Origin of the sequence: Rhodococcus opacus B4 (assembly GCF_000010805.1) — a bacterium.
Lineage (GTDB): Bacteria > Actinomycetota > Actinomycetes > Mycobacteriales > Mycobacteriaceae > Rhodococcus_F > Rhodococcus_F opacus_C.
On record NC_012522.1, the window covers coordinates 2,291,171 to 2,312,747 of the forward strand.

The 21,577-nt window shown below is 68.0% G+C and carries 20 protein-coding genes and 1 pseudogene; 9 read left to right on the forward strand and 12 right to left on the reverse strand.

Going from position 1 to position 21,577, the window contains the following annotated elements:
* Positions 1 to 38: 38 nt before the first annotated feature.
* Entirely contained in the window at positions 39 to 464 is a 426-nt protein-coding gene (locus tag ROP_RS10615; protein WP_043826430.1) for a pyridoxamine 5'-phosphate oxidase family protein, read from the reverse strand.
* Positions 465 to 615: 151 nt separating this feature from the next.
* Between ROP_RS10615 and ROP_RS10620 the strand changes: the two genes are divergently transcribed.
* Both ROP_RS10620 and ROP_RS10625 read left to right on the forward strand, forming a co-directional pair.
* Entirely contained in the window at positions 616 to 1,665 is a 1,050-nt protein-coding gene (locus ROP_RS10620) for a Dyp-type peroxidase (protein WP_012689337.1), read from the forward strand.
* On the forward strand, positions 1,662 to 2,468 hold the full coding sequence (locus ROP_RS10625) for a family 1 encapsulin nanocompartment shell protein (RefSeq protein WP_012689338.1): 807 nt from the start codon (positions 1,662 to 1,664) through the stop codon (positions 2,466 to 2,468). Before ROP_RS10620 ends, ROP_RS10625 begins: the two co-directional genes overlap by 4 nt.
* 15 nt (positions 2,469 to 2,483) lie before the next feature.
* On the opposite strand, the gene ROP_RS10630 is transcribed toward ROP_RS10625, so the two are convergent.
* Genes ROP_RS10630 through ROP_RS10645 form a run of 4 tightly spaced genes read right to left on the reverse strand, consistent with a single transcriptional unit; the run spans position 2,484 to position 6,219 of the window.
* Positions 2,484 to 3,818 (reverse strand): hypothetical protein, encoded by a 1,335-nt coding sequence (locus ROP_RS10630; protein WP_012689339.1) that lies wholly within the window; start codon positions 3,816 to 3,818, stop codon positions 2,484 to 2,486.
* Positions 3,815 to 4,177, reverse strand: a complete 363-nt coding sequence (locus tag ROP_RS10635) for a hypothetical protein (RefSeq protein WP_012689340.1) — start codon at positions 4,175 to 4,177, stop codon at positions 3,815 to 3,817. Before ROP_RS10635 ends, ROP_RS10630 begins: the two co-directional genes overlap by 4 nt.
* Positions 4,178 to 4,372: a hypothetical protein gene (locus ROP_RS10640; RefSeq protein WP_043824555.1), complete on the reverse strand. Its 195-nt coding sequence runs from the start codon at positions 4,370 to 4,372 to the stop codon at positions 4,178 to 4,180.
* Positions 4,369 to 6,219: a hypothetical protein gene (locus tag ROP_RS10645; protein WP_012689342.1), complete on the reverse strand. Its 1,851-nt coding sequence runs from the start codon at positions 6,217 to 6,219 to the stop codon at positions 4,369 to 4,371. The genes ROP_RS10640 and ROP_RS10645 overlap by 4 nt, the downstream gene beginning before the upstream one ends.
* A gap of 263 nt (positions 6,220 to 6,482) precedes the next feature.
* On the opposite strand from ROP_RS10645, the gene ROP_RS10650 reads away from it, so the two are divergent.
* A complete protein-coding gene (locus ROP_RS10650) occupies positions 6,483 to 6,995 on the forward strand; it encodes a CGNR zinc finger domain-containing protein (RefSeq protein WP_012689343.1) in 513 nt (170 codons plus the stop codon).
* Between the two features lie 13 nt (positions 6,996 to 7,008).
* On the opposite strand, the gene ROP_RS10655 is transcribed toward ROP_RS10650, so the two are convergent.
* The 3 genes and pseudogenes from ROP_RS10655 to ROP_RS10665 form a co-directional block, all read right to left on the reverse strand.
* On the reverse strand, positions 7,009 to 7,440 hold the full coding sequence (locus ROP_RS10655) for a VOC family protein (RefSeq protein WP_012689344.1): 432 nt from the start codon (positions 7,438 to 7,440) through the stop codon (positions 7,009 to 7,011).
* A 9-nt stretch (positions 7,441 to 7,449) separates the two neighbouring features.
* Positions 7,450 to 7,907, reverse strand: a pseudogene (locus ROP_RS10660) (helix-turn-helix domain-containing protein).
* Between the two features lie 19 nt (positions 7,908 to 7,926).
* The gene (locus tag ROP_RS10665) at positions 7,927 to 9,096 is read right to left on the reverse strand and encodes an LLM class flavin-dependent oxidoreductase (protein ID WP_012689346.1); all 1,170 of its coding nucleotides are present in this window, start codon (positions 9,094 to 9,096) and stop codon (positions 7,927 to 7,929) included.
* Positions 9,097 to 9,231: 135 nt separating this feature from the next.
* Here ROP_RS10665 and ROP_RS10670 point away from each other — a divergent pair, with 135 nt between their 5' ends.
* The 3 genes from ROP_RS10670 to ROP_RS10680 all read left to right on the forward strand — a co-directional run bounded on the left by ROP_RS10670 (position 9,232) and on the right by ROP_RS10680 (position 13,019).
* The gene (locus ROP_RS10670) at positions 9,232 to 10,557 is read left to right on the forward strand and encodes an MFS transporter (protein WP_012689347.1); all 1,326 of its coding nucleotides are present in this window, start codon (positions 9,232 to 9,234) and stop codon (positions 10,555 to 10,557) included.
* A gap of 108 nt (positions 10,558 to 10,665) precedes the next feature.
* Positions 10,666 to 11,373: a TetR/AcrR family transcriptional regulator gene (locus ROP_RS10675; protein ID WP_043824558.1), complete on the forward strand. Its 708-nt coding sequence runs from the start codon at positions 10,666 to 10,668 to the stop codon at positions 11,371 to 11,373.
* Positions 11,370 to 13,019, forward strand: a complete 1,650-nt coding sequence (locus tag ROP_RS10680) for an FAD-binding dehydrogenase (RefSeq protein ID WP_012689349.1) — start codon at positions 11,370 to 11,372, stop codon at positions 13,017 to 13,019. Before ROP_RS10675 ends, ROP_RS10680 begins: the two co-directional genes overlap by 4 nt.
* 68 nt (positions 13,020 to 13,087) lie before the next feature.
* Here ROP_RS10680 and sfnG read toward each other — a convergent pair whose 3' ends face one another.
* On the reverse strand, positions 13,088 to 14,209 hold the full coding sequence (gene sfnG / locus ROP_RS10685; RefSeq protein WP_012689350.1) for a dimethylsulfone monooxygenase SfnG: 1,122 nt from the start codon (positions 14,207 to 14,209) through the stop codon (positions 13,088 to 13,090).
* Between the two features lie 100 nt (positions 14,210 to 14,309).
* On the opposite strand from sfnG, the gene ROP_RS10690 reads away from it, so the two are divergent.
* From ROP_RS10690 to ROP_RS10700, 3 genes are all read left to right on the forward strand, one after another.
* The gene (locus tag ROP_RS10690) at positions 14,310 to 15,575 is read left to right on the forward strand and encodes an acyl-CoA dehydrogenase family protein (protein WP_012689351.1); all 1,266 of its coding nucleotides are present in this window, start codon (positions 14,310 to 14,312) and stop codon (positions 15,573 to 15,575) included.
* Positions 15,572 to 16,795 carry an acyl-CoA dehydrogenase family protein gene (locus ROP_RS10695; protein ID WP_012689352.1) on the forward strand — a complete coding sequence of 408 codons (1,224 nt, stop codon included), beginning with the start codon at positions 15,572 to 15,574 and terminating at the stop codon, positions 16,793 to 16,795. The genes ROP_RS10690 and ROP_RS10695 overlap by 4 nt, the downstream gene beginning before the upstream one ends.
* Before the next feature lie 78 nt (positions 16,796 to 16,873).
* Positions 16,874 to 18,085, forward strand: a complete 1,212-nt coding sequence (locus tag ROP_RS10700; protein WP_012689353.1) for an SfnB family sulfur acquisition oxidoreductase — start codon at positions 16,874 to 16,876, stop codon at positions 18,083 to 18,085.
* Between the two features lie 58 nt (positions 18,086 to 18,143).
* On the opposite strand, the gene ROP_RS10705 is transcribed toward ROP_RS10700, so the two are convergent.
* The 3 genes from ROP_RS10705 to ROP_RS10715 all read right to left on the reverse strand — a co-directional run bounded on the left by ROP_RS10705 (position 18,144) and on the right by ROP_RS10715 (position 21,561).
* The gene (locus ROP_RS10705; protein ID WP_012689354.1) at positions 18,144 to 19,613 is read right to left on the reverse strand and encodes a DUF4185 domain-containing protein; all 1,470 of its coding nucleotides are present in this window, start codon (positions 19,611 to 19,613) and stop codon (positions 18,144 to 18,146) included.
* 139 nt (positions 19,614 to 19,752) lie between these two features.
* On the reverse strand, positions 19,753 to 20,826 hold the full coding sequence (locus ROP_RS10710) for a VIT1/CCC1 transporter family protein (RefSeq protein WP_012689355.1): 1,074 nt from the start codon (positions 20,824 to 20,826) through the stop codon (positions 19,753 to 19,755).
* 66 nt (positions 20,827 to 20,892) lie between these two features.
* Positions 20,893 to 21,561: a SanA/YdcF family protein gene (locus ROP_RS10715; RefSeq protein ID WP_012689356.1), complete on the reverse strand. Its 669-nt coding sequence runs from the start codon at positions 21,559 to 21,561 to the stop codon at positions 20,893 to 20,895.
* Between the last annotated feature and the right edge of the window lie 16 nt (positions 21,562 to 21,577).

Genomic DNA, 21,577 nt, shown 5'->3' on the forward strand with positions numbered 1-21,577 from the left:
GCTTACTCTCCTACGGGTCGACGGGGCCGGTCCCGCTGTCAGACGGAACCCATGTCCGCCGACAGCCAGCGCTCGGGGCGGAGGTAGATGGCGACCTGCTCGCCGAGTTCGGCCCTGGCGAAGTCGAGGTACGCGTCGACCTTCTCCGGCGCGAGGTAACGCTCGGTGATCTCCCGTAACTGGGCGTCGGTTCCCGGGACCGTCCGCGTCACCGCGCCCTCGACGGAGACGTACCGGACGGTGGGGTCGACCCGTTCGACCATCATCGTGAATCGCCCGGCCGCCTCGATCAGGCGCGCCTTCTCCGAACCGGCGCCGGTCAGTACCCACAGATCACCTCCCGGGGCGTATTGATACCAGATCGGGACCGTCAGAGGTCCGCGGCTCTCACCAGCGGAAACCGACAGCGCCGCGATGTGCGGCTCGGACAGGAACTGTTCGCGCTCGGACACAGACAATGACATGACCCCGACGATAGGAGCGTCCACCGACACATTCGGCGCTCCGCGGCGGCACGCGGGCCGATCGAATGGAACCTGGCGGTCCGAAACGGTTAGATGGGACCTGAGGTTCCGGACAGTGCAGCGTCGTACGTCGAGGTGAACGGAGACACAGATGCCAGGCCCAGTCGCGAGATTGGCACCCCAAGCGGTCCTCACTCCGCCCAGCCCCGCCTCCCTGTTCCTGGTGCTCGTCGCCGGCCCCTCCGACGAAGACCGCGCGACGGTGTGCGAGGTGATCTCGGGCATCGACGGACCGCTCAAGGCCGTGGGATTCCGCGAACTCACCGGCTCCCTGTCCTGCGTGGTCGGTGTCGGTGCGGAGTTCTGGGACCGCGTGAGCGCATCGTCGAGGCCGGCGCACCTGCACCCGTTCGTCCCGCTGTCCGGACCGGCCCACAGCGCGCCCTCCACACCCGGTGACGTCCTGTTCCACATCAAGGCCGCCCGCAAGGACCTGTGCTTCGAACTGGGCCGCCAGATCGTCTCCGCGCTGGGATCCGCCGCCACCGTCGTCGACGAGGTCCACGGCTTCCGCTACTTCGATTCCCGCGACCTCCTCGGATTCGTCGACGGCACCGAGAATCCCACCGAAGACGACGCGTCGGACGCCGCACTGATCGGCGACGAGGACCCCGACTTCCGCGGCGGCAGTTACGTGATCGTGCAGAAGTACCTGCACGACATGGGCGGGTGGGGCACGCTGAGCACCGAGGAGCAGGAACGAGTCATCGGGCGCACCAAGCTCGACAACATCGAACTCGACGACGCCGCCCAGCCGAGCAATTCGCACGTCACCCTCAACAGCATCGTCGACGAAGACGGCGTCGAGCACGAGATCCTGCGCGACAACATGGCATTCGGCAGTCTCGGCGAGGCCGAGTACGGCACCTACTTCATCGGGTACGCCAAGGATCCCGCGGTCACCGAGTTGATGTTGCGGAGAATGTTTCTCGGCGAGCCGCCCGGGAATTACGACCGCATCCTCGACTTCTCGACCGCGGCCACCGGCACGTTGTTCTTCGTGCCGAGCCGGGACGTGCTCGAATCGCTGGGCGACGCGCCTGCCGCCGCGGAGCCGGCGCCCGAAGACCCGGCCCCGGCCGGGGCGAGCCCGTATGAATTGTCCCTGAAAATCGGTGGTCTCAAAGGAGTATCGCAATGAGTGATTCGAGCAATCTGCACCGCAATCTGGCGCCGGTCACGGAGGCGGCGTGGCAGCAGATCGGTGAAGAGGCCACCCGCACGTTCAAGCGCCACGTCGCGGGTCGACGTGTCGTCGACGTGGCGGGACCGTTCGGATACTCGTACTCGGCCCACAACCTCGGCCGGGTCAACCCGATCAAGGCTTCCGACAGCAGGATCCGCGCCCAGCAGCGGCAGGTCGATCCGCTCGTCGAACTCCGGTTCCCGTTCACCCTGAGCCGCGCCGAGGTCGACGACGTCGCCCGCGGTTCCCTCGACTCCGACTGGCAGCCCGTCAAGGACGCCGCCAAGGCCGTCGCATTCGCGGAGGACCAGTCGATCTTCCAGGGTTTCGACGAGGCGGGCATCCGCGGTCTCGGACCGTCCAGCGACAACCCGGTTCTCAGTTTGCCGGAGGACCCGCTGCTGATCCCCGACGCCGTCGCCTCCGCGTTGTCGGCGCTGCGACTCGCCGGAGTCGAGGGACCGTATTCGGTGGTCCTGGACGCCGACGCGTACACCGCGGTCAGCGAAACCCGCGACGAAGGCCATCCGGTGTTCCACCACCTGCGCGATCTGATCACCGGCGACATCATCTGGGCACCCGCCATCAGCGGCGGGTACGTGCTGTCGACGCGTGGTGGCGACAACCAACTGACCCTCGGCACGGATCTGTCGATCGGCTACGACAGCCACACCGCCGACGACGTCACGCTCTACCTCGAGGAGACGTTCACGTTCGCCTCGCTCACCGCCGAGGCGGCAGTCGTCCTCGCACGCTGACGCATACCGGGGCCGTCAGCCACCGAACAGCAGGTACAGCCCACCGAACGTGTACGTGACCATGGTGAGCAGCAGTGCCAGCTGCCCGGTCAGCTGATGGCCCCGCGGCAGGATCCGCACGGATTTGTCATGTGCTGCAATCACTCCCAGTACATGTCCGGCGAGGACGAACAGCACCTTGATCGACGCCGCGGCGGCCGGGTGCTCGGACAGTACGTACCAGACCTCGGCGTCGCCGAGCCCCAGCGGATTCCATCCCCGCCCCATCGGGTCGGCCAGCAGGATCACCGTCGCCTGCCCCTTCTCCACCAGATACGTCAGATAGTGCGCGAAGACGTAGCCGATGATGATGGGGATCAGCGAATGCGACAGCTGCCCCGGGAGAGCGGCGCGCTGCTCGGGCCGCAGTCCCCCGGCGGCTCGCGAGGCCAACCAGAACGACACCCCGACGAAGCCGACGAAGACCAGGAGTCCGGCCGTGCGCGCGAGGGTGGCCCCGATCGGGGATCCGATCCCGTCCACCACCCGAGACCACCAGGGGAACGCGGAGAAACTGTCGAAGGCCGTGGACCCCAGCAGGGTTGCCATCAACGCGACCGAGCCGGCGCGGACGGGCATCGACCCCAGGTGGTCCAGCGGGTTGCGCAGCACGATCCGTCCGCTCGGCCGGTCCCGGCTCAGCGGAGACAGCCGCGACGCCAGCGTGCTGTACACCTCGAACGGATCGCCCCGCTCGCACCAGCGCTCGCCGCACACGAACGCCCCCGCGGTCGTGACCACGACGTACCCGAGCAGCCACGTGCGGACCGCGGCCACGGAACCCGGGTCGCCGGAGGCCAGTTCCAGCCAGACGAAGGCGAACAGTCCCGCGACCGCGGGCCAGTAGCCCCACGAGTTGCGGTACCGCGCATCATTTTCCGTCGGCGAGCGGCCGATCGCAGCGCACACCGACCGGTGCACGGTACGGACCGGGGACAGTACCCGCCAGACCGGCCCGAACACCAGCGACGCCGCGACCAGCCCGACCCAGAGCAGCACGTAGAACACGCCCGGCAGTGCGTTCTCCGACGATGCCGAGGGTCCGGAGAACGCGGCGAGAGCAACCCAGACCGCGAAGACCACACCGACCGCGGCCAGCACGTTTCGCGTGGGCGGCGCGTCGGCGAACCGCGTCACCCAGTCGGGGAGCCTGCGCCCCGGGTTGTCCGGATCAAGCTTCGGGGTGCGCCACGCGAACGCCAGTACCACGAAGGAGACGGTGAGCGCCCAACTCGCCCCGATCAGCGCATACGTGAACGGGATGGGAAGGTCGGTGGATCCTCCGAGGCCGTGCGCGAGAACAGCGGTCACGGCCGCACGAGCAGGGTGGCCACCGTCTTACCCGTGTCGTGCAACTCCACTGCCACCTGACCCGGAACGTCAACGGAGAACTGGGTTTCCTGTGTTCCGGGGTGAATCTCGAACGAGTGCTCCGGAACGGCGTGCACGTGCAACTCGTCGTCGGCGTCGCTGTCGATCCGCACTGTGACGGTCTCCCCCACCGTGGCCTCGATGCGCTCGTTGCCGGGTGTGACCGTGCCGTTCTCGATCACGACGTCGATCACGACGCCGTCCTCCGTCGCCGGGGTGTCGTCTTCGCCTCCGCAGCCCGACACCAGGGCGGCGACGACAGCGGGTACCACGACAAGTCCGGCCAACCGCCTGATCACCTAGTTCTCCTCGTCTTTCTCACTCGGGCCGTGTTGCGCGTTCTCGGCATTCTCGGCGGCTTCCGCCTTGCGGTCCCGGACCGCCAGGTAGATGACCAGTCCGGCCACCAGGAACGCGGGGACGAACGCCGGAATCGCCAGCAGCACCGAATGATCGGCGAGGTACACGACGTCCGGATCGTGCACCGGGTTCATGTCACCGTCACGTCCTCGCGGGTGCCGGCGGCCGCCCGCCCCTGCGTGTACTTGCTGATCCGGCCCGCTCCCCACGCCAGGGCGGTGATCAACGCCAGGGTGCACACGAGCACCACCAGCGATGCGGCGCCGAACAGCCAGGACGGGTGATCGAAATTCCGCTCCCGCTGCAGGATGGTGATCTCCGGGACGAAGTCTCGGGTCGAGGACGCGACGGCCGGAAGTTCCTCGGCGCCGATGCCCGGATCGCTGGGCAGGTAGATCGGGACGGCCGTCATCGTGCGCCCGTCCTGCACGCGCAGCAACGTCTTCCACGTTCCGTGAACCGGGACCGGTTCGTGCGTCCGGTAGGTGCCGGGCCCCGTGCGTTCGAGCCGGTCGACCGTGAAACCGTTGCCCAGTCCGGGGCCACCCTGCCAGGACAGGATGGACACCCATTCGGGGTTCTCACCGGCGAGGCCGGGTGGGTCGATGTGCACCTCGGCGTCGACCATGCGGCCGCCGTCCGGGGCGGCCTCCATGAGTGCGATCGTCGCGGTGGCGTTGTCCGGGACCGTGGCGACGAGGCCGTTGGCCGTGGCGCCGGCGATCACCACGACGGTGGCGACGACGATGGTGCGGCTGATCGCGGGGCTCGGAAGTCCCTCGGATCGGAGCACCCGCCCGAGCAGGGCTCCGCAGGCACCGGCCGCGATGCCCACCGGCACGGCCATCGCCAGCGCCTCCGGCCACATGCTGGTGGGCCAGGGGTAGATGTACACGGCATCGATCCACAGCGACTCGAGCCACAGCCCGACCGTCGCGACGAGGAGTCCGCCGACGGCACCGAAGGCCACCCGATTCTTGATCAGCGGTGTCAGGGCGAGCAGTTCGATCAGCACCGCGGCGCCGAGGCACAGCTCGAACACGTTGGTGGGGGCACCGAGAACCGGACCGACGACCAGCGCCGTGATCGCGCGCACGACACCTGCCACCGCCACGGCGACTATCGCCGCGAACGGTCCGAGAACGATGCGCGCCGCCACCAGGGTGAACGCGGCCGCTCCGGCGATCATCATCGGTTGCAGAACGAGGCGGAATTGTTCGACGCCGAAGTCGTATTCGATCTGGAAGACGGACAGGCCGATGAGCAGGCCGCCGAACGTGCCGCACCGCAGGAACCAGATGAGCCTGCTGTCCGGCTTCACCTCGCCGGGCATCGCCATCCGGCCCTCGTAATCCAGGAGCAGCACGCCGATCAGCGACAGTCCCGCACCGCCGATCAGCATCAGGTGCGTCGGCCCCCACAGCGTGACGTCCTGACCGAAGATGCGGTGCCAGACGTCGTCGAGCGGGAACCCGATGAGGGCGTACAGACCCGCTCCGGCCACGAGGATGCCGCCGACCGGGACGTACCACGTCCGGGTGATCTTGATCGCCGCCGGACCGGGTTTCTCGTCGCGCGGCAGGATCATCGCCAGCATTCCGGTGATGAACAGCAGGAACAGTCCGACGAGGATGAAATAGTGCGCGGGGTTCGCGAGCGGACCGTCGTCGCGGCCGCGCCCGATGTGCAGGCTGACGTCCCAGATGAAGCCGAAGAACGCCGTCAGGATGGTCCCGACGAAGGTCACCAGGGGCAGGGCCACCCACGGTGGACGGTCGAGTGCGCGCGACGCCGCGTCGGCGATCGTCTGCAGCCACGTGATCTTGCGTGTGCGATGCAGGTATGCGATCCACAGTAGGCCCACGGTGATGATCGCCGTCGCCACCGTGATTCCGATGATCTGGTCGAATGCCGCACCGCCACCCTCTCCGCCCGACTGGGCAAGAATGAGTGAACTCGGAGTAACAGTAACTTGGCTCACGTGGTGATTATGTGCGTCTCGTGCCGAAAATGCCAGACCCCCGACCCGGAAACCGGCGGTCCGTATACAAATCTATTCAGATCTGCGATCGGACGTAGATATGGCTAGATTCCCCTATCGACGCCTCGACCAGCGACAACCGCCACCGACCGCACCCACAGCCGAGGTAGGTGACCACGCCCGTGCTCGTCCGATGCCGGGATACTTCCTGCCAGTCGTGTTCGTGATGTTCGCTCATGCACCCAGCGTGATGTAATGGCATTGTGCATCTCAACCCTTACGGGGAGTATGCGGTCACGCTCGCCGCCGACCTCGCCAATCACCCGCCGGGTTCGACCGCCGAACTCGTCGGCCGATGCGTCGACGCCGGCATCGTCGTCGACTTCCCCGTCACCGACGACGACCTCGCCGACGTCCTCGACATGCTCGACCGATGGACGGCGATTGCCGACGCCACGAGCGACGAATCCCGGGCCGAACAGGTGAACCTCCTGCTCACCAAGGCGTCCGCCTACCCGCGACTGACCAACCACGCCGGCGACGGCTGGCACCTCCACTACCGCGACGACCAGCAGTCGCTCGCCGGCGTGCTCGAGGCGCTGTTCTCCGTCGGCACCGCACTGCACCTCGTCGGCCGCGGCATGCACCGGCTCGGCCGCTGCGCACTCGAGGAATGCACCGCCATCTACGCCGACACCTCACGCAACGGCCGCCAGCGGTACTGCTCGCCCAAGTGCGCGAACCGGGACGCCGTACGACGCCACCGGGCGCGCTGACACAGGGTGTGGCTCAGTGAGCGAAATCTTCCCCCGTGTACTCCCGCTTCTCCACCAGCACCAGCCAGTTGCCGGAGTTGTCGCGCATCACCGCCTCGATGCCGTACGGCCGTTCGGCCGGCGGCTGCGTGAATTCGACGCCCTTGGCAACCAGGTCCCGGTACGTCTCGTGACAGTCGGTGGTGGTCAGCCCGAATCCGCCCATCGTCCCGCTCGCGAGCGACCGGCGGATCGCCTCCGCCATGTCGGCGTCCAGCGGCGGCCCCGGCCGCATCAGCGTGACCTCTAGCTCCGGGTGGTCGGGGTGCAGGATCGTCACCCACCTGAATCCGTCACCCATCGTGACGTCGGTGCCCTCGACGAAACCCAGCGTGTCGATGTAGAACTTCTTCGCGTCGTCCTGGTCGGTGACCCACAGGGTGACGAGAGAAACGTTGGTGATCATGCGACCAACCTATTCCCGGCGCGGTCGCCGGCGCTTCTCCGAAATTGCGGCATCTACCGGCGGTCGCTCAGCCCGTGCATGAACACGTAGCAACCGGGGACACGCGGCGCCCCGTGCTCCGCGAACTTCGCCTGATACACCGACGGCGACGTGCCGACCAGCTGACGGAATTTGGCACTGAACGACCCGAGGCTGGTGTACCCGACGAGGTGGCAGATCTCGGTGACCGTCAGGTTCGTCGCCCTCAGCAGGTCCTGGGCGCGCTCTACGCGCCGCTCCGCGAGATACACACCCGGAGTCCGGCCGTAGACAGTCGCGAAGCACCGGAGGAAGTGAAACTTCGACACCCCCGCAGTCGCCGCGAGTTCCGACAGATCCAGCGGCGAGGCGTAGTTCCGGTCGGCGAGGTCGCGGGCACGGCGCAGGTGTGGGAGTAGTTCCTCGGGGACTCGCCCGACCGTCGCCATGCCCCCAGTCTGGCAGCGGCTACCGACTCGAGGACAGGAACGCCGTCGACCCCGACAGATCCCCGGGACGGTGGGTACGCGATTGCACCAGCCCGCGGCGTTCGAGGATCGGCCGCACACCTTCGCCGAAGTTGTACGCCTCTTCGAGGTGCGGGTAGCCGGAGAGGACGAAGTGGTCGAGTCCGAGCGCCGCGTACTCGGCGACGCGGTCGGCGACCTCCTCGTGGGAGCCGACCAGCGCGGTGCCCGCACCGCCGCGGACCAGTCCCACCCCGGACCACAGATTGGGGGCCACCTCGAGGGCGCGCGCCCCGGCCTCCTTCGAATACGCGCTACCCCCGCCGTGCAGTTCGAGCATGCGGCGCTGGCCTTCCGAACCGGACCGGGCCAGGGCCTGCTGCGCCTGCTCGACCGTCGCCGGGTCGAGGGCGGACAGCAGGCGATCGGCCTCGGCCCACGCCTCCTCGGACGTGTCGCGGCTGATCACGTGGAGCCGGATGCCGTAGTCGAGGGTGCGGCCCTGGACGTCTGCGAGGTCGCGGATCCAGGCGACCTTCCCGGCGACGGCGCTGGGCGGCTCGCCCCACGTGAGGTAGGTGTCGGCGAACTGGGACGCCACGGTGCCCGCCGCCGGCGACGACCCGCCGAAGAAGATCGGCGGCACCGGGTCCGGGATGCGCTGCAACTGGGCGTTTTCCACGCGGATGTATTCGCCCGCGTAGTCGACCGGTCCGGTTCCCGCCCACAGCTGTCGGATGACGTCGAGGAATTCGCCGCAGCGGGCATAGCGCTCGTTCTTGTCGAGGTAGTCGCCGTAGGTGCGCTGTTCGTGGTCCTCACCGCCGGTCACGACGTTCAGCAGGAGCCGTCCCTGCGACTGCCATTGGAACGTCGCCGCCATCTGCGCCGCCAGGGTGGGGCTGAGCAGGCCGGGCCGCAGCGCGACCAGGAACTTCAGCGTCTCGGTGGTCTCCAGCATCATGGCCGTGGTGAGCCAGGCGTCCTCGCACCACGCACCGGTGGGCGTCAGGACCGATTCGAACCCGCTCGACTCCGCCGCCGCGCCGATCTGGTTGAGGTACCGCAGCGTCGCCGGCCGGTCCCCCGCCATGGAACTCCCGTGACCGCCTGCCATCAGGTTGCGGGAATCACCGTAGGTGGGAAGGAACCAGTGGAAATGAAGAGTCACGCGCGATCCTCTTGTCGACGACAGACGGGCAGCGCAGGCCAGTTCATCAATGACGAAGCCCGGCCGCGAGGGTTTCGATCACCGTGATTCGGAGTGGTGCGGCGCCGCCGCGAACGGCGTTAGCGTCGCGCCGCTATGACTACGCTGTCCGACGCCCCGTCCAAGTCCTCACCCGAATCCGACCTCGAGCGGCGCAAGCGGCTCCGCACGGTCGTCGCCGCCAGCCTCCTGGGCACCACGGTGGAGTGGTACGACTTCTTCCTCTACGCCACGGCCGCCAGCCTGGTCTTCAACCAGCTGTTCTTCCCCGACCAGAGTTCGTTCGTCGGCACCATGCTGGCGTTCGCCACGTTCGCGGTCGGTTTCGTGGTCCGGCCGATCGGCGGAGTCGTCTTCGGTCACATCGGCGACCGCATCGGACGCAAGAAGACGCTCGCGCTCACCATGTTCATCATGGGCATCGCCACCGCCCTGATGGGGGTGCTGCCGACCGCCGCGCAGGTCGGGGTGATCGCGCCGGTGCTGCTGCTCCTGCTGCGCATCCTGCAGGGTTTCGCGCTGGGCGGTGAATGGGCGGGGGCCGTGCTCCTCGCCGTCGAACACAGTCCCGCGAAGAGGCGCGGCATCTTCGGCAGCATCCCCCAGATCGGTCTGGCACTGGGGCTGGCGCTGGGCACCGGCGTCTTCGCCGCGCTGCAGGTCATCTTCGACGACGCCCAGTTCCTCACGTACGGCTGGCGAATCGCGTTCCTGCTGAGCCTGATTCTCGTGTTCGTCGGGTTCGTGGTCCGATTGAAGGTCGAGGAGACTCCGGCGTTCCAGGAGGTGCACGACCTCGAAAAGCGCTCCACCGCCCCACTGAAGGACGTGTTCCGCGGCCGAGTGCGCCGGGGCAGCATCCTCGGCCTGCTCTCCCGGTGGGGTGAGGGCGCCGCGTTCAACACGTGGGGCGTCTTCGCGATCACGTATGCCACCAAGGATCTGGAGTTCGCGAAGATTCCGGTTCTCCTCGTCGTCACCGTCGCCGCGACGGTCATGGCGGTACTCCTGCCGTTCTCCGGCCTGCTCGTCGACCGGTACGGGGCCAAACGGATCTACCTCATCGGGATCGGGGCTTACGGACTCGCGGTCTTCCCCGCGTTCGCCCTGTTCGGTACGGAGAATCTCGTCCTGTTCGGCGTCGCAATGGTGCTCGTGTTCGGCGTCGTCCACGCCCTCTTCTACGGTGCGCAGGGCACGCTGTACGCGAGCCTGTACCCCACCGAGATCCGCTACACCGGACTGTCCGTCGTGTACCAGTTCTCCGGAATCTACGCTTCGGGAATCACGCCGATGATCCTCACCGCTCTGATCGCCGCCGGGGGCGGCACCCCCTGGCTGGCCTGCGGGTACCTCGTCGCGACCTCGGTCGTCAGCGTGGTGGCGACCGCCCTGATCCGGAAGCAGGACCTCTACCTGTAAGGACCACGAACCTGGCCGAACGGGATGCCTCAGCCGAGTTCGATACACCGGTGTATCCGATACGCTAATGTATCGACCGTTGCTGTCGACCCGATCGGAGGAGAGGCCATGCCGACGTCACCGGCCCGCCCCTCCGAGCCTGTCACCGGCGCACCCCGGAGGGTGACGAAACGACGCGGCCAGACTCGGCGGCGACTGCTCGACGCCGCCGTCGAGGTGTTCGCCGAAAACGGTTTCGGACGGTCGACGGTCGAGCAGATCTGCGAACGCGGCGGCTACACGCGCGGCGCCTTCTACTCCAACTTCGCGTCGCTGGACGAGATGTTCTTCGCCATGTGGGAACAGAGATCCAGCGCGATGCTCGCGCATATCCGGCTGGCCGCCGACTCGTCGAGCATCGACCTCACCGGGCTCACACCTGCCGAAAAGCTGCGTGCCGGTACCGAACTAGTGCTCGCAGTCGTCCCCGTCGACGACCAGTGGTATCGGATCAACGCGGAATTCACCGCCCACGCCCTGCGCAACCCGTCGCTGAAGAAGTCCCTCGCGGCCCGCGAGGACACCATTCTCGACACCATCGTGCCGATCCTCGAGACAGCCCTCCACCGACTCGGGCGCCGCATCATCGGCGATCCCCGGGTGCTCGGCCGCGCGCTCGTGGCCCTGCACGACGGCACCAGCGTCCAGTGCCTCATCGAAGACGAGGACGCGGCCGCCCGGGAACTGCGCGTCGAACTGTTCACCCGCGTCGTGACCGCCTACACCGAACCCGACACCACCCACACCCACACACACCGGAAAGAGGGGTCCTCGTGACCGAACAGGCTGATGTGATCGTCGTCGGCGCCGGACTGGCCGGACTCGTCGCCACGTACGAGATGGTCAAGGCGGGCCGCAAGGTCCTCGTCGTCGACCAGGAGAGCTCGGCGAACCTCGGCGGGCAGGCCTTCTGGTCGCTCGGCGGACTGTTCCTCGTCGACAGCCCCGAACAGCGGCGCCTCGGCATCAAGGACTCGTACGAACTGGCGATCCAGGACTGGATGGGCACCGCCGCCTTCGACCGCGCCCGCGAAGACCAGTGGCCGCGACTGTGGGCGCAGGCATACGTCGAATTCGCGGCCGGCGAGAAGCGGCAGTACCTCCACGACCTCGGACTGCGTCTGATGCCGAACGTCGGGTGGGCCGAACGTGGACGCGGATCCGCTCTCGGACAAGGTAATTCAGTTCCACGCTTCCACATCACCTGGGGTACCGGCCCGGGCGTGGTCGAGGTCTTCCTCACCCGCGTGATCGCCGCGTCGAAGCGGGGACTCGTCACGTTCAAACACCGTCACCAGGTCGACGAGATCGTCGTCACCGACGGCGCCGCCACCGGTGTGCGCGGCACCGTCCTCGAACCGTCCACCGAGGCACGCGGCGTGAAGAGTTCGCGCACCGCGGTCGGGGAGTTCGAATTCTCCGCGCAGGCGGTGGTCGTCACGTCCGGCGGCATCGGCGGCAACCCCGAACTCGTCAAGAAGAACTGGCCCGCCCGCCTCGGCAAGGCCCCCGAGAACATGCTCGCCGGGGTCCCCGCGCACGTCGACGGCCGCATGCTCGAGATCACCGAGAACGCCGGCGGCAACATCGTGAACCGCGACCGCATGTGGCACTACACCGAGGGCATCCAGAACTGGGACCCGATCTGGCCCAACCACGGCATCCGCATCATCCCCGGCCCGTCGTCGATGTGGTTCGACGGCAACGGAAAACGGCTCCCCAGCCCCAACTTCCCCGGGTTCGACACCATGGGCACCCTCGACCACATCATGAACAGCGGCCACCACCACACGTGGTTCGTCCTCGACCAGAAGATCATCGAGAAGGAGTTCGCGCTGTCGGGTTCCGAGCAGAACCCCGACATCACCGGCCGCGATTTCAAACTGCTCGCCGAACGACTCAGGAAGGGCGCCCCCGGGCCCGTCGAGGCGTTCAAACAGCACGGCGCCGACTTCGTCGTCCGCGACAATCTCCGCGACCTCGTCGACGGCATGAACGCCCTCACGCCCGACGCACCACTGAAATACGAGGACCTCGAACGCGAAATCGTGGCCCGCGACCGGGAGGTGAAGAACAGCTACACCAAGGACTTCCAGATCATGGCGATCCGCAACGCCCGGAACCTGCTGGCCGACAAGATCACCCGCGTCGTGAGCCCCCACGAACTGCTGGACCCCAAGAACGGGCCCCTCATCGCGGTCCGGCTGCACCTGCTCACCCGCAAGACCCTCGGCGGCCTCGAAACCAACCTCGACTCGCAGGTGATCCGGCCCGACGGCACCCCGTTCGAGGGTCTCTACGCCGCCGGTGAGGTCGCCGGATTCGGCGGCGGCGGCGTCCACGGGTACAGCGCACTCGAGGGCACCTTCCTCGGCGGTTGCATCTTCTCCGGCCGGGCCGCAGGTCGCGCGCTGGCCCGGTAGGCGCCTCCGCCGCCCGTGCGCCTTTTTGGTTGTGGCAGGTACCAAAAAGGCGCACGGGCGCGGAGCGCCTACACCTCGACGAGAGTCCGGTCGCCCGACCCCGACGCCTCGAGTTCGCGGACCAGCGGCAGGACGTTGGCGCCGAAGTACTCGATCTCCTCCTGGAAGTGCAGGAACCCGCCCAGGATGAGGTCGACTCCGCGACGCCGGTATTCGACGATGCGCTCGGCGATCTGCTCCGGCGTCCCGATCAACTGGGAACGGAATCCGTCGTTGTACTGGACGAGATCCTCGAACGTGGAGTCCGCCCACATCCCCGACTTGTCGGCGGTGGACGCCCCGGCCTGCTGGACGGCGGACCTGAATCCCTCGACCGCAGGCTTGTTCGCCTTCTCGATGATTTCGCGGAGGGTGTCGCGCGCTTCCTTCTCGGTGTCGCGGGCAATGATGAATCCGTTGAGCCCGAACTTCACCTCCCGGTTGTGCTCACGCGCCACCTGTCGCACGTCGACGATCTGTTCCGTGACGCCGTCGTAGTCCTTGCCGTTGCTGAAGTACCAGTCGGAGTACCGGCCCGCGTTCCGCCGTGCGGCGGCGGAATTGCCGCCCTGGAACAGTTCGGGGTTCGGACGGTCGGGCGTGTTCAGCGGCTTCGGCTCGAGCGTGAAGTCATGGATGCGGTAGAAGTCGCCGCGGAAGTCGACGTCGTCCTCGGTCCAGATCTTGCGGAGCACCTGCAGGAACTCGGCGCTGCGCCGGTACCGCTCGTCGTGCTCGAGCCACGGCTCCCCGAGGTGGGTGAATTCGTCCTTGAACCAGCCGCTCACGACGTTGACGGCGAACCGGCCGTTCGAGAGGTGGTCGGCGGTGGCGCCCAGCTTCGCCAGCACCGCGGGCTGCCACAGTCCCGGGTGGACCGCGGCAATCACCTTCAGCCGTTCGGTGGCCAGCAGCAGTGCGAGGCTGAAGCTGGTCGATTCGTGCTGGAACTCGGCCCCGTAGCTGGCCTCGTACCGGACCTGGCTGAGCGCGTACTCGAAACCGTTGTTCTCCGCGGTCTGGGCGAGCTTCTTGTTGTACTCGTAATCCCAGCTGGTCCGCTGTTCGATGTCGGACGTGACCAGCCCGCCACTGACGTTGGGCACCCAGTAGGCGAACTTGATCTGCTCAGCGATGTGTTCGGTTGACATACCGAGCATGGAACCCGTTCGCCCCGCAGCCGCCCACCCTTCCAATCAGCGCGCGTCCAACCCTTCACCCGGCTCGCGGGACGGTGTGAGGTTCGACGGCATGACAGCCGTACAGGAACGAAGAGTTGCACAGCCCATCGCGAGCGAAACCGACTACGACGCGCTCGCCACCAAGTTCCGTCCGATCTTCGCCGACATCGCCCAGGGTGTGGTGGAACGCGAACGCGACCACGTCCTCCCCTACGAGCAGATCGACGCCCTGAAACGGGCCGGTTTCGGGGCGGTGCGGGTGCCGAGATCGCACGGCGGGTCGGGCGCGAGCATCCCCCAGCTGTTCCGGCTGCTCGTCGAACTGTCCGCGGCGGATTCCAACATCACGCAGGCACTGCGCGGACATTTCGCGTTCGTCGAGGACCGGCTGGTGGCCGCGGACGGCCCCGACCGCGACACTTGGCTTCGAAGATTCGCGGACGGTCAGCTCGTCGGCAACGCGTGGACCGAGATCGGCGACGTCCCGCTCGGTGAGGCGAACACCAAGGTGTCCCCCGTCCCCGGCGAGACCCACTTTGTCGCGAACGGCACGAAGTACTACAGCACCGGGTCGATCTTCGCCGACTGGATCGACCTGTACTCGCAGCGCACCGACACCGGCGCCTTCGTGATCGCCGCGGTCGAGGCGCGTCAGCCGGCCGTCACCCACAGCGACGACTGGAACGGTTTCGGCCAGCAGACCACCGGCTCCGGCACGTCGACGTACGAGAATGCAATCGTCTCGCCGGAGAACATCTTCGACTTCTCCACCCGATTCAAGTATCAGACCGCGTTCTACCAGTTGTTCCACCTCGCCACCCTTGCCGGAATCGCGCGGGCCGCGACGGACGCGATCGCCCGCCGGGTCGCGGCCCGCACCCGCACGTTCAGCCACGGCAACGCCCCCACCTACGCGCAGGACGCGCAGATCCAGCAGGTGGTCGGCGAGGTGTCGGCCGCCGCGCACGCCGCCGAGGCGATCGCACTGCACGCGGCCGAGCCCGTGCAGTGGGCCTACGAGGCCGCCTTCACCGGCAGTCCGGACGAGGAGAAGTCCGCCAACATCGCGGCCGAGATCGCATCGGCCCAGGGCCAGATCTCCGCCACCGCAATCGTCGTCCCCGCCACCGCCAAGATCTTCGACGCGCTCGGCGCGTCCGGGGTGAGCCGCGACTGGGACCTCGACCGCTTCTGGAGAAATGCACGCACGGTCGCCAGCCACAACCCTGTGGTGTTCAAGGCCAAGGTGGTCGGCGACTTCGAGATCAACGGAACCGAACCCGTCTACGTGTGGGCCATCGGCACCGCACCGAGCGCAGAGGGAGACAAGGCATGACCGTCATCACCGAAGAGAAGATCTGGTCGGACGCCCCGGCCACCGCCGACGGCTGGATCACGCGTGCGCGTGAGGTGAGCGCAATTCTCGCTCGCGACGCCGTCGCACGCGACCGCGCCGGCGGCGCACCGTTCGAGGAGGTCCGGCTCCTCAAGGACAGCGGACTCGTCACCCTGCTCGGACCGACCGAATTCGGCGGCGCCGGACAGCGGTGGGAGACCGCCTACCAGGTGGTCCGCGAGATCGCGCGCGGCGACGGATCCATCGGACAGTTGCTCGGCTACCACTACCTGTGGGCGTGGGCCGTGCGACTCGTGGGCACCGAACCGCAGATCGGCGCCGTCGAGGAGTTGTACACGAGCAACCGCTTCCTGTTCGGTGGGGCGGTCAACCCGCGCGACACCGACCTCACGATCGTCGACCGCGGCGACACTCTCGTCTACAACGGGGTGAAATCGTTCTCGACGGGTGGTCGCGCCACCGATCTCACCGTGCTCGAGGGCATCATCGAGGGCACCGCGACGCACGTGTTCGCGATCGTGCCGACGGCGCAGGACGGCATCGTGTTCCGCGGTGACTGGGACAATCTCGGGCAACGCCTCACCGACTCCGGGTCGGTCGAGATCAACGACGTCGAGGTGGACTGGTCCGGGGCAGCCGGATTCGTGGACAAGGAGTTCCAGCCCCTCGTCTACAACACGCTGAACTTCCCGGCGCTCGAGATCGTGTTCGCCAACTTCTACGTCGGCATCGCCCGCGGCGCACTCGACACCGCTGCCGAGTACACCCGCACCCGGACCCGTCCGTGGCCGTACGGCGGCGACGACAAGGAACTCGCGACCGACGAGTGGTACCTGCGCGAGGGCTACGGCGACCTGCAGTCGAAACTGTGGGCGGCCGAAGCATTCGTCGATCAGGTGAACCTCGAGGCGAACGGGGTGCTCCACGACGCGCGGGAGAACCTCACCGAACAGGCACGCGGCGATCTCGCGGTGCGCATCGCCGCGGCCAAGATCCGGGCCGCCGACGTCGCCCTCGAGATCGGCACCAAGGTGTTCGAACTGACCGGTGCGCGTGCCACGTCCAACACGGTCGGCCTCGACATCTTCTGGCGGAACGTGCGGACGCACACCCTGCACGATCCCGTCGCGTACAAGCGTCGCGAGGTGGGCGGTCACCTGCTGACCGGCGAACTCCCCGAACCCACCTGGTACACCTAGAGATTCCGAAACCCGAGTCCGGCCGCCGTCGACGGTGGCCGGATTCGGTGCGTCCGCATCACCGACCTCCGGAGAACCATGACTGCCGTCCAGAACGCCCACCGCATCAGCGACGAGGCCGAGGCCCTCGCCGTCGCCGCCGATCTCGCCACGCAGTTCGCCGAGGAGGCAGCCGCTCGTGACTCCGGGCGGCACCTGCCGTACGAGCAGGTCCGCGCGCTCGCCGCATCCGGGCTCCTCACGCTCGGCGTTCCCGTCGAGTACGGCGGCATCGACGCGCGCACCGAGACCCTCGCCGAGGTGTTCCGGCTTCTCGCCGCGGGCGATCCGAGCATCGCGCAGATTCCGCACAGCCACTACACATTCCTGGAAGTGCTGCGCCGGCAGGGCACCCGGGCGCAGCAGGAGTTCTTCTACTCCGAGGTGCTGGCGGGCCGGCAGTTCGCCAACGCCCAGAGCGAGCGCGGAACGAAGACGATCGACATCGACGACACGACCCTGGTGCAGGAGGGCGAAGACTTCGTCGTCGACGGTCGCAAGTTCTACAGCACGGGCGCCCTGTTCGCCGACTGGATCGCGGTGCGGGCCACCCTACCGGGGACGACCACGCCGGCGGGGAAACCCGCCAAGGCCGTCGCCTACCTACCCCGGACGGCCGACGGGCTGTCGATCGTCGACGACTGGGACGGCATGGGGCAGAAGACCACCGCGAGCGGAACCGTCACCCTCGACGCCGTCCGAGTACCCGCGTTCCACGTCGTGCCGTTCTCCCCCATCTTCGACGCACCCACCACCTATGGTTCGCAGGCCCAGATCCTGCACGCCGCCCTCGACGCCGGGATCGCCGAGGCAGCCCTGAACGAGGGCGTGCGGCAGGCACGCCGGGCGAGGCCCTATTTCGAGGCCGATGTCACCGACGCCGTCGACGACCCCCTGCTGATCCAGCTGGCCGGTGAGGCGGCGGTGGGCGTCCGGTCCGCCACCGCCCTTCTCCGGGAGGGTGCGCGCAGCATCGACGCAGCGCGGCGTGACCTCACCGACCTGAGCGCCGCGGTCGCCTCGATCGACGCCGCCGCGGCCAAGGTCGCCGCCGCCCGCGCATCCCTCGAGGCGTCGAGCGTGCTCTTCGAACTCGGCGGCACCCGCAGTGCGTCGGAATCGTCCAACCTGTCGCGGTACTGGCGCGACGCCCGCACCCACACCCTGCACGACCCCACGCGGTGGAAGATTCAGCACATCGGCCGGTGGACGCTGTCGGGCACCGTCCCGCCCCGGCACGGCCTGCTGTAGGCCCTCCGGGCCCGTGCGCCTTTCTGGTTGCTGGAACAACCAGAAAGGCGCACGGGCGCTAGCCTGTTTCCGCCTTCATCAGGAAGACGTTGTAGTCCGACCACGTCGACATGGTGAAGTACAATTCGTCGCCGCTGGACCACGGGTGGATGAAGCCGCCGTACAGTTCCGGGTATTCGGCGGCGCTGACCATCGGCGCCCCGCCGGACCAGACGCCCTGCGGTGAGTCGGACTCACGGAGCACGATGGCCGCCTTGGACGTGTCGAGGTAGGCCATCTGCCACTTGCCGGTGGCCTGCTCGTAACGCACGGACAGTTCGGCGGCGGGGGCGTCCACGATCGGTGTCGCCTCCGTGTACCCGCCGACCGGCGTCCAGTTGCCGTTCTGCCAGTACTGGTACGCGGACGTGTTCAGCACGTCGGCGGCCGGGACGCGCGCCAGACCGATGGCGCCGAGCCGTGTGTTGGGGGTGCCGAACATGTACACGAAGTCGCCGGCCGGGACCATCGACGCGACCTGGAACTTGGTGACCCCGAAGATGTTGTCCCACTTCGCGTACGGGTCCTTGGTCCACGTCGATCCACCGTCGTCCGAGTAGGCGATGCCGCCGTAGTTCGTCCACCACGTGGCGGGGATGCTGTTCCAGGTGCGGATCGACATGTAGCTCATGTACTGCCGATTCCCCACGGCGAATCCCGACGTCGGGATGGTGGTGATCTCGATGTTGTCGAGTTTGCGGCTGTCGAGCAGTTCCGCCGCGTGACACCGGCTGTCCTGGACCATGCTGTCGAGGCTCATGCCGTCGGACAGGTTGCGGTCCGAGCTGAAACCGAGGACGTTGCTGCGCCAGTCTTCGCCCTGGCCGCCGGGCGGCTGGAATCCCTTGCCGACGGTGTCACCGAACGCGACGGCGACCTGGTCGGGGGCGCTCTCCCACATGATGCCGAGGTCGGTGCCGTTGACCTGGTAGCGCTTGTCGGTGCGGCTGACGGAGCCGGCCCCGGTCACCTTGGCGACGCGGGTCACGTCGCCGATCTTCGGCGTGGCCGGCGCCGGGCTTCGCGGCGCCTCCTCGGTCGCGGGGTGCACGAGGGGTGGCGGCGGGGGCAACTGGATGTCGGCGCCGGGGACGGGAATGCCGAAGTGGAAGGGCGTGAACTTCACGCTGATGTCCGGAATGTTCAGCTCACTCGACAAATTTCCCGGGGCGTGGTCGGTCTCGTCGGTGAGATCGGGGCACGGATCGGTGCACGTGTCGGCGGGCAACGCCTGCGACACACGGACGGGGTCGGTGACCGGGGCGGGGTACGGCACCGTCGTGATCTTGGGATACGGGATCGGGAGCTCGAGTTTGTCCGGGATGAGCGAGTGCGTCTCGTTCGACACCTCGCTCGCGCAGGGTCCGCTGCCGGGGAGTCCGTTGGATACCGGTTCGGGTTCCGCGACGGCGGCGTTCTGGTTGGAGTAGGCGATCATGCCCGAACCGATCGCCACGGCCGCAACCGACGCGACCCACCTCTTCGACATCCCCGACCCCTCCGTCAAATCCGGCCACACCCGGCGAGGGGAACATAACATCGCTCGTCGGCGGTCGCCGGTTACCACACGCCATACCTGGCGGTAACATTTGCGTCCCGATTGGCGCTTCGCGCCCGTGCGTGGCCGCTCAGCCCGTCCCGAACAGCATGCCCAGCAGATAGGTGGCAGCGGCGGCGCCGTACCCGATTGCCAACTGGCGTAACGCCCGTTTCACCGGCGGCCCGCCCGACAGCAGCCCCACCACCAGGCCGGTCCCGAGCAGTGCGATGCCGACGAGGACGGCCGCGACCACGAGCGCGGCGGTGCCTTCCATGCCGAAAAGGTAGGGCAGCACGGGGATCACCGCGCCGGACGCGAAGAAGCAGAAGCTCGCGGCGGCCGCGCCGAGTCCGGTGCCGATGGCCTCGTGCTCGTCGACGGCCTCCCTACCCGAAACAGGCTCGGGCGCAGCGGCTCTCCGCAGCACGTCGGCCGCGCGTTTCTCGGCGTCGTCCGCGGGCATGCCCCGCGCCCGGTACACGAGTGCGAGTTCGTTCGCATCGACGTCGAGGAGCGGCACCGCCTCGCGGGCCCCCGCCCCCGGCGCCGACGCCTCGAGCAGTTCGCGCTGCGACCGCACGGAGACGTACTCGCCCGCGCCCATCGACAGCGCGCCCGCGAGCAGACCGGCGAGCCCGGTCAGCAGGACGATGGAATTGTCGACGCCGCTTCCGCTGATGCCGAGCACGAGGGCGAGATTGCTGACCAGACCGTCGTTGGCACCGAAGACGGCGGCCCGGAAAGTGCCGGACAGGCGATTTCGCCCGCGCGCCGCCAGCGCCCGCACCACCTCTTCGTGGATCCGCTCGTCCGCGCCCATCGCTTCGGTGGCGTCGACGTCCGTCGGGTACGGCGACCGGGTCTCCGCGCGCTGCGCGAGGGCGAGCACGAACACCGATCCGAAGCGCCGGGCCAGCACCCCGAGGATGCGCGTGCGGATGTCGCCGCGCACCGGCTTACCGACGTGCTCACCCAGCAGTGCGCGCCAGTGCGCCTCGTGCCGCCCTTCCGCGTCGGCGAGCGCCAGCAGAATCTCGCGTTCCTCACCGGTCCGGCGTCTCGCGAGATCACGGTAGACGGCCGCCTCGGCGCGTTCGTCGGCGAGGTAGCGGCGCCATTTCCGGACTTCACGCGGACCGGGATCCGGTCGTGCACCAACCATCGTCAGCCTCCCGATCGACGGAGAGAAGCCTACCGACGGGCCCCTCCCCACCGCGGCGGTTCGACGTCAGTCCCCCGCGGCAAGGGCCTTGCCGAGCGAATCCTCCGGTTCGGAGACCACCACCGGATCACGCCCGGACAGCAGGTCGAGGACTGCCTTCGGCCGGGCGAGCGATTCGCGCACGGTGTTCCTGGCCATCGTGATCGGGCGGCATTCGCAGCGGGCATTGACTCCGGCGACGTCGATCCCGGCGCCGCGGCACAGTGCGACCGCGCGGGGGACGTGGAAACCCTGAGTGACGATCAGCGCCTTGGTCACTCCGTATGTCTGGACGGCCCGCGCGCACGTGTCGTAGGTGTCGAGCCCGTACCGGTCGCCGACGATCTTGCTGCGGTCGATGCCGTTTTCCACCAGGTAGTCCGTCATCGCCGCGATCTCGTCACCGGATCTGCCGTTGCCGTCGCCGGAGACGAGCACCGCCCGCGCCCGCCCGTCCCGAACGAGCCGGACGGCGACGTCGAGGCGCCCGGCCAGATACTCCTGGGGTTTACCATCCCGCACCTGCGCACCGAGAACGATGACCACGGGCGCTTCGGGTGCGTCCTCGACGTCGTAGACGTGGCCCGACGCCTCACGTGAGATCCACACCGTCGAGGCCGCGACGACGAGGACCGCGAGCGCGCCGAGGCCCGCTCCGATGCCGACCAGCCGGCGGACGATCCGTCTTTCCCCCATGCCGCCATCAAACCAC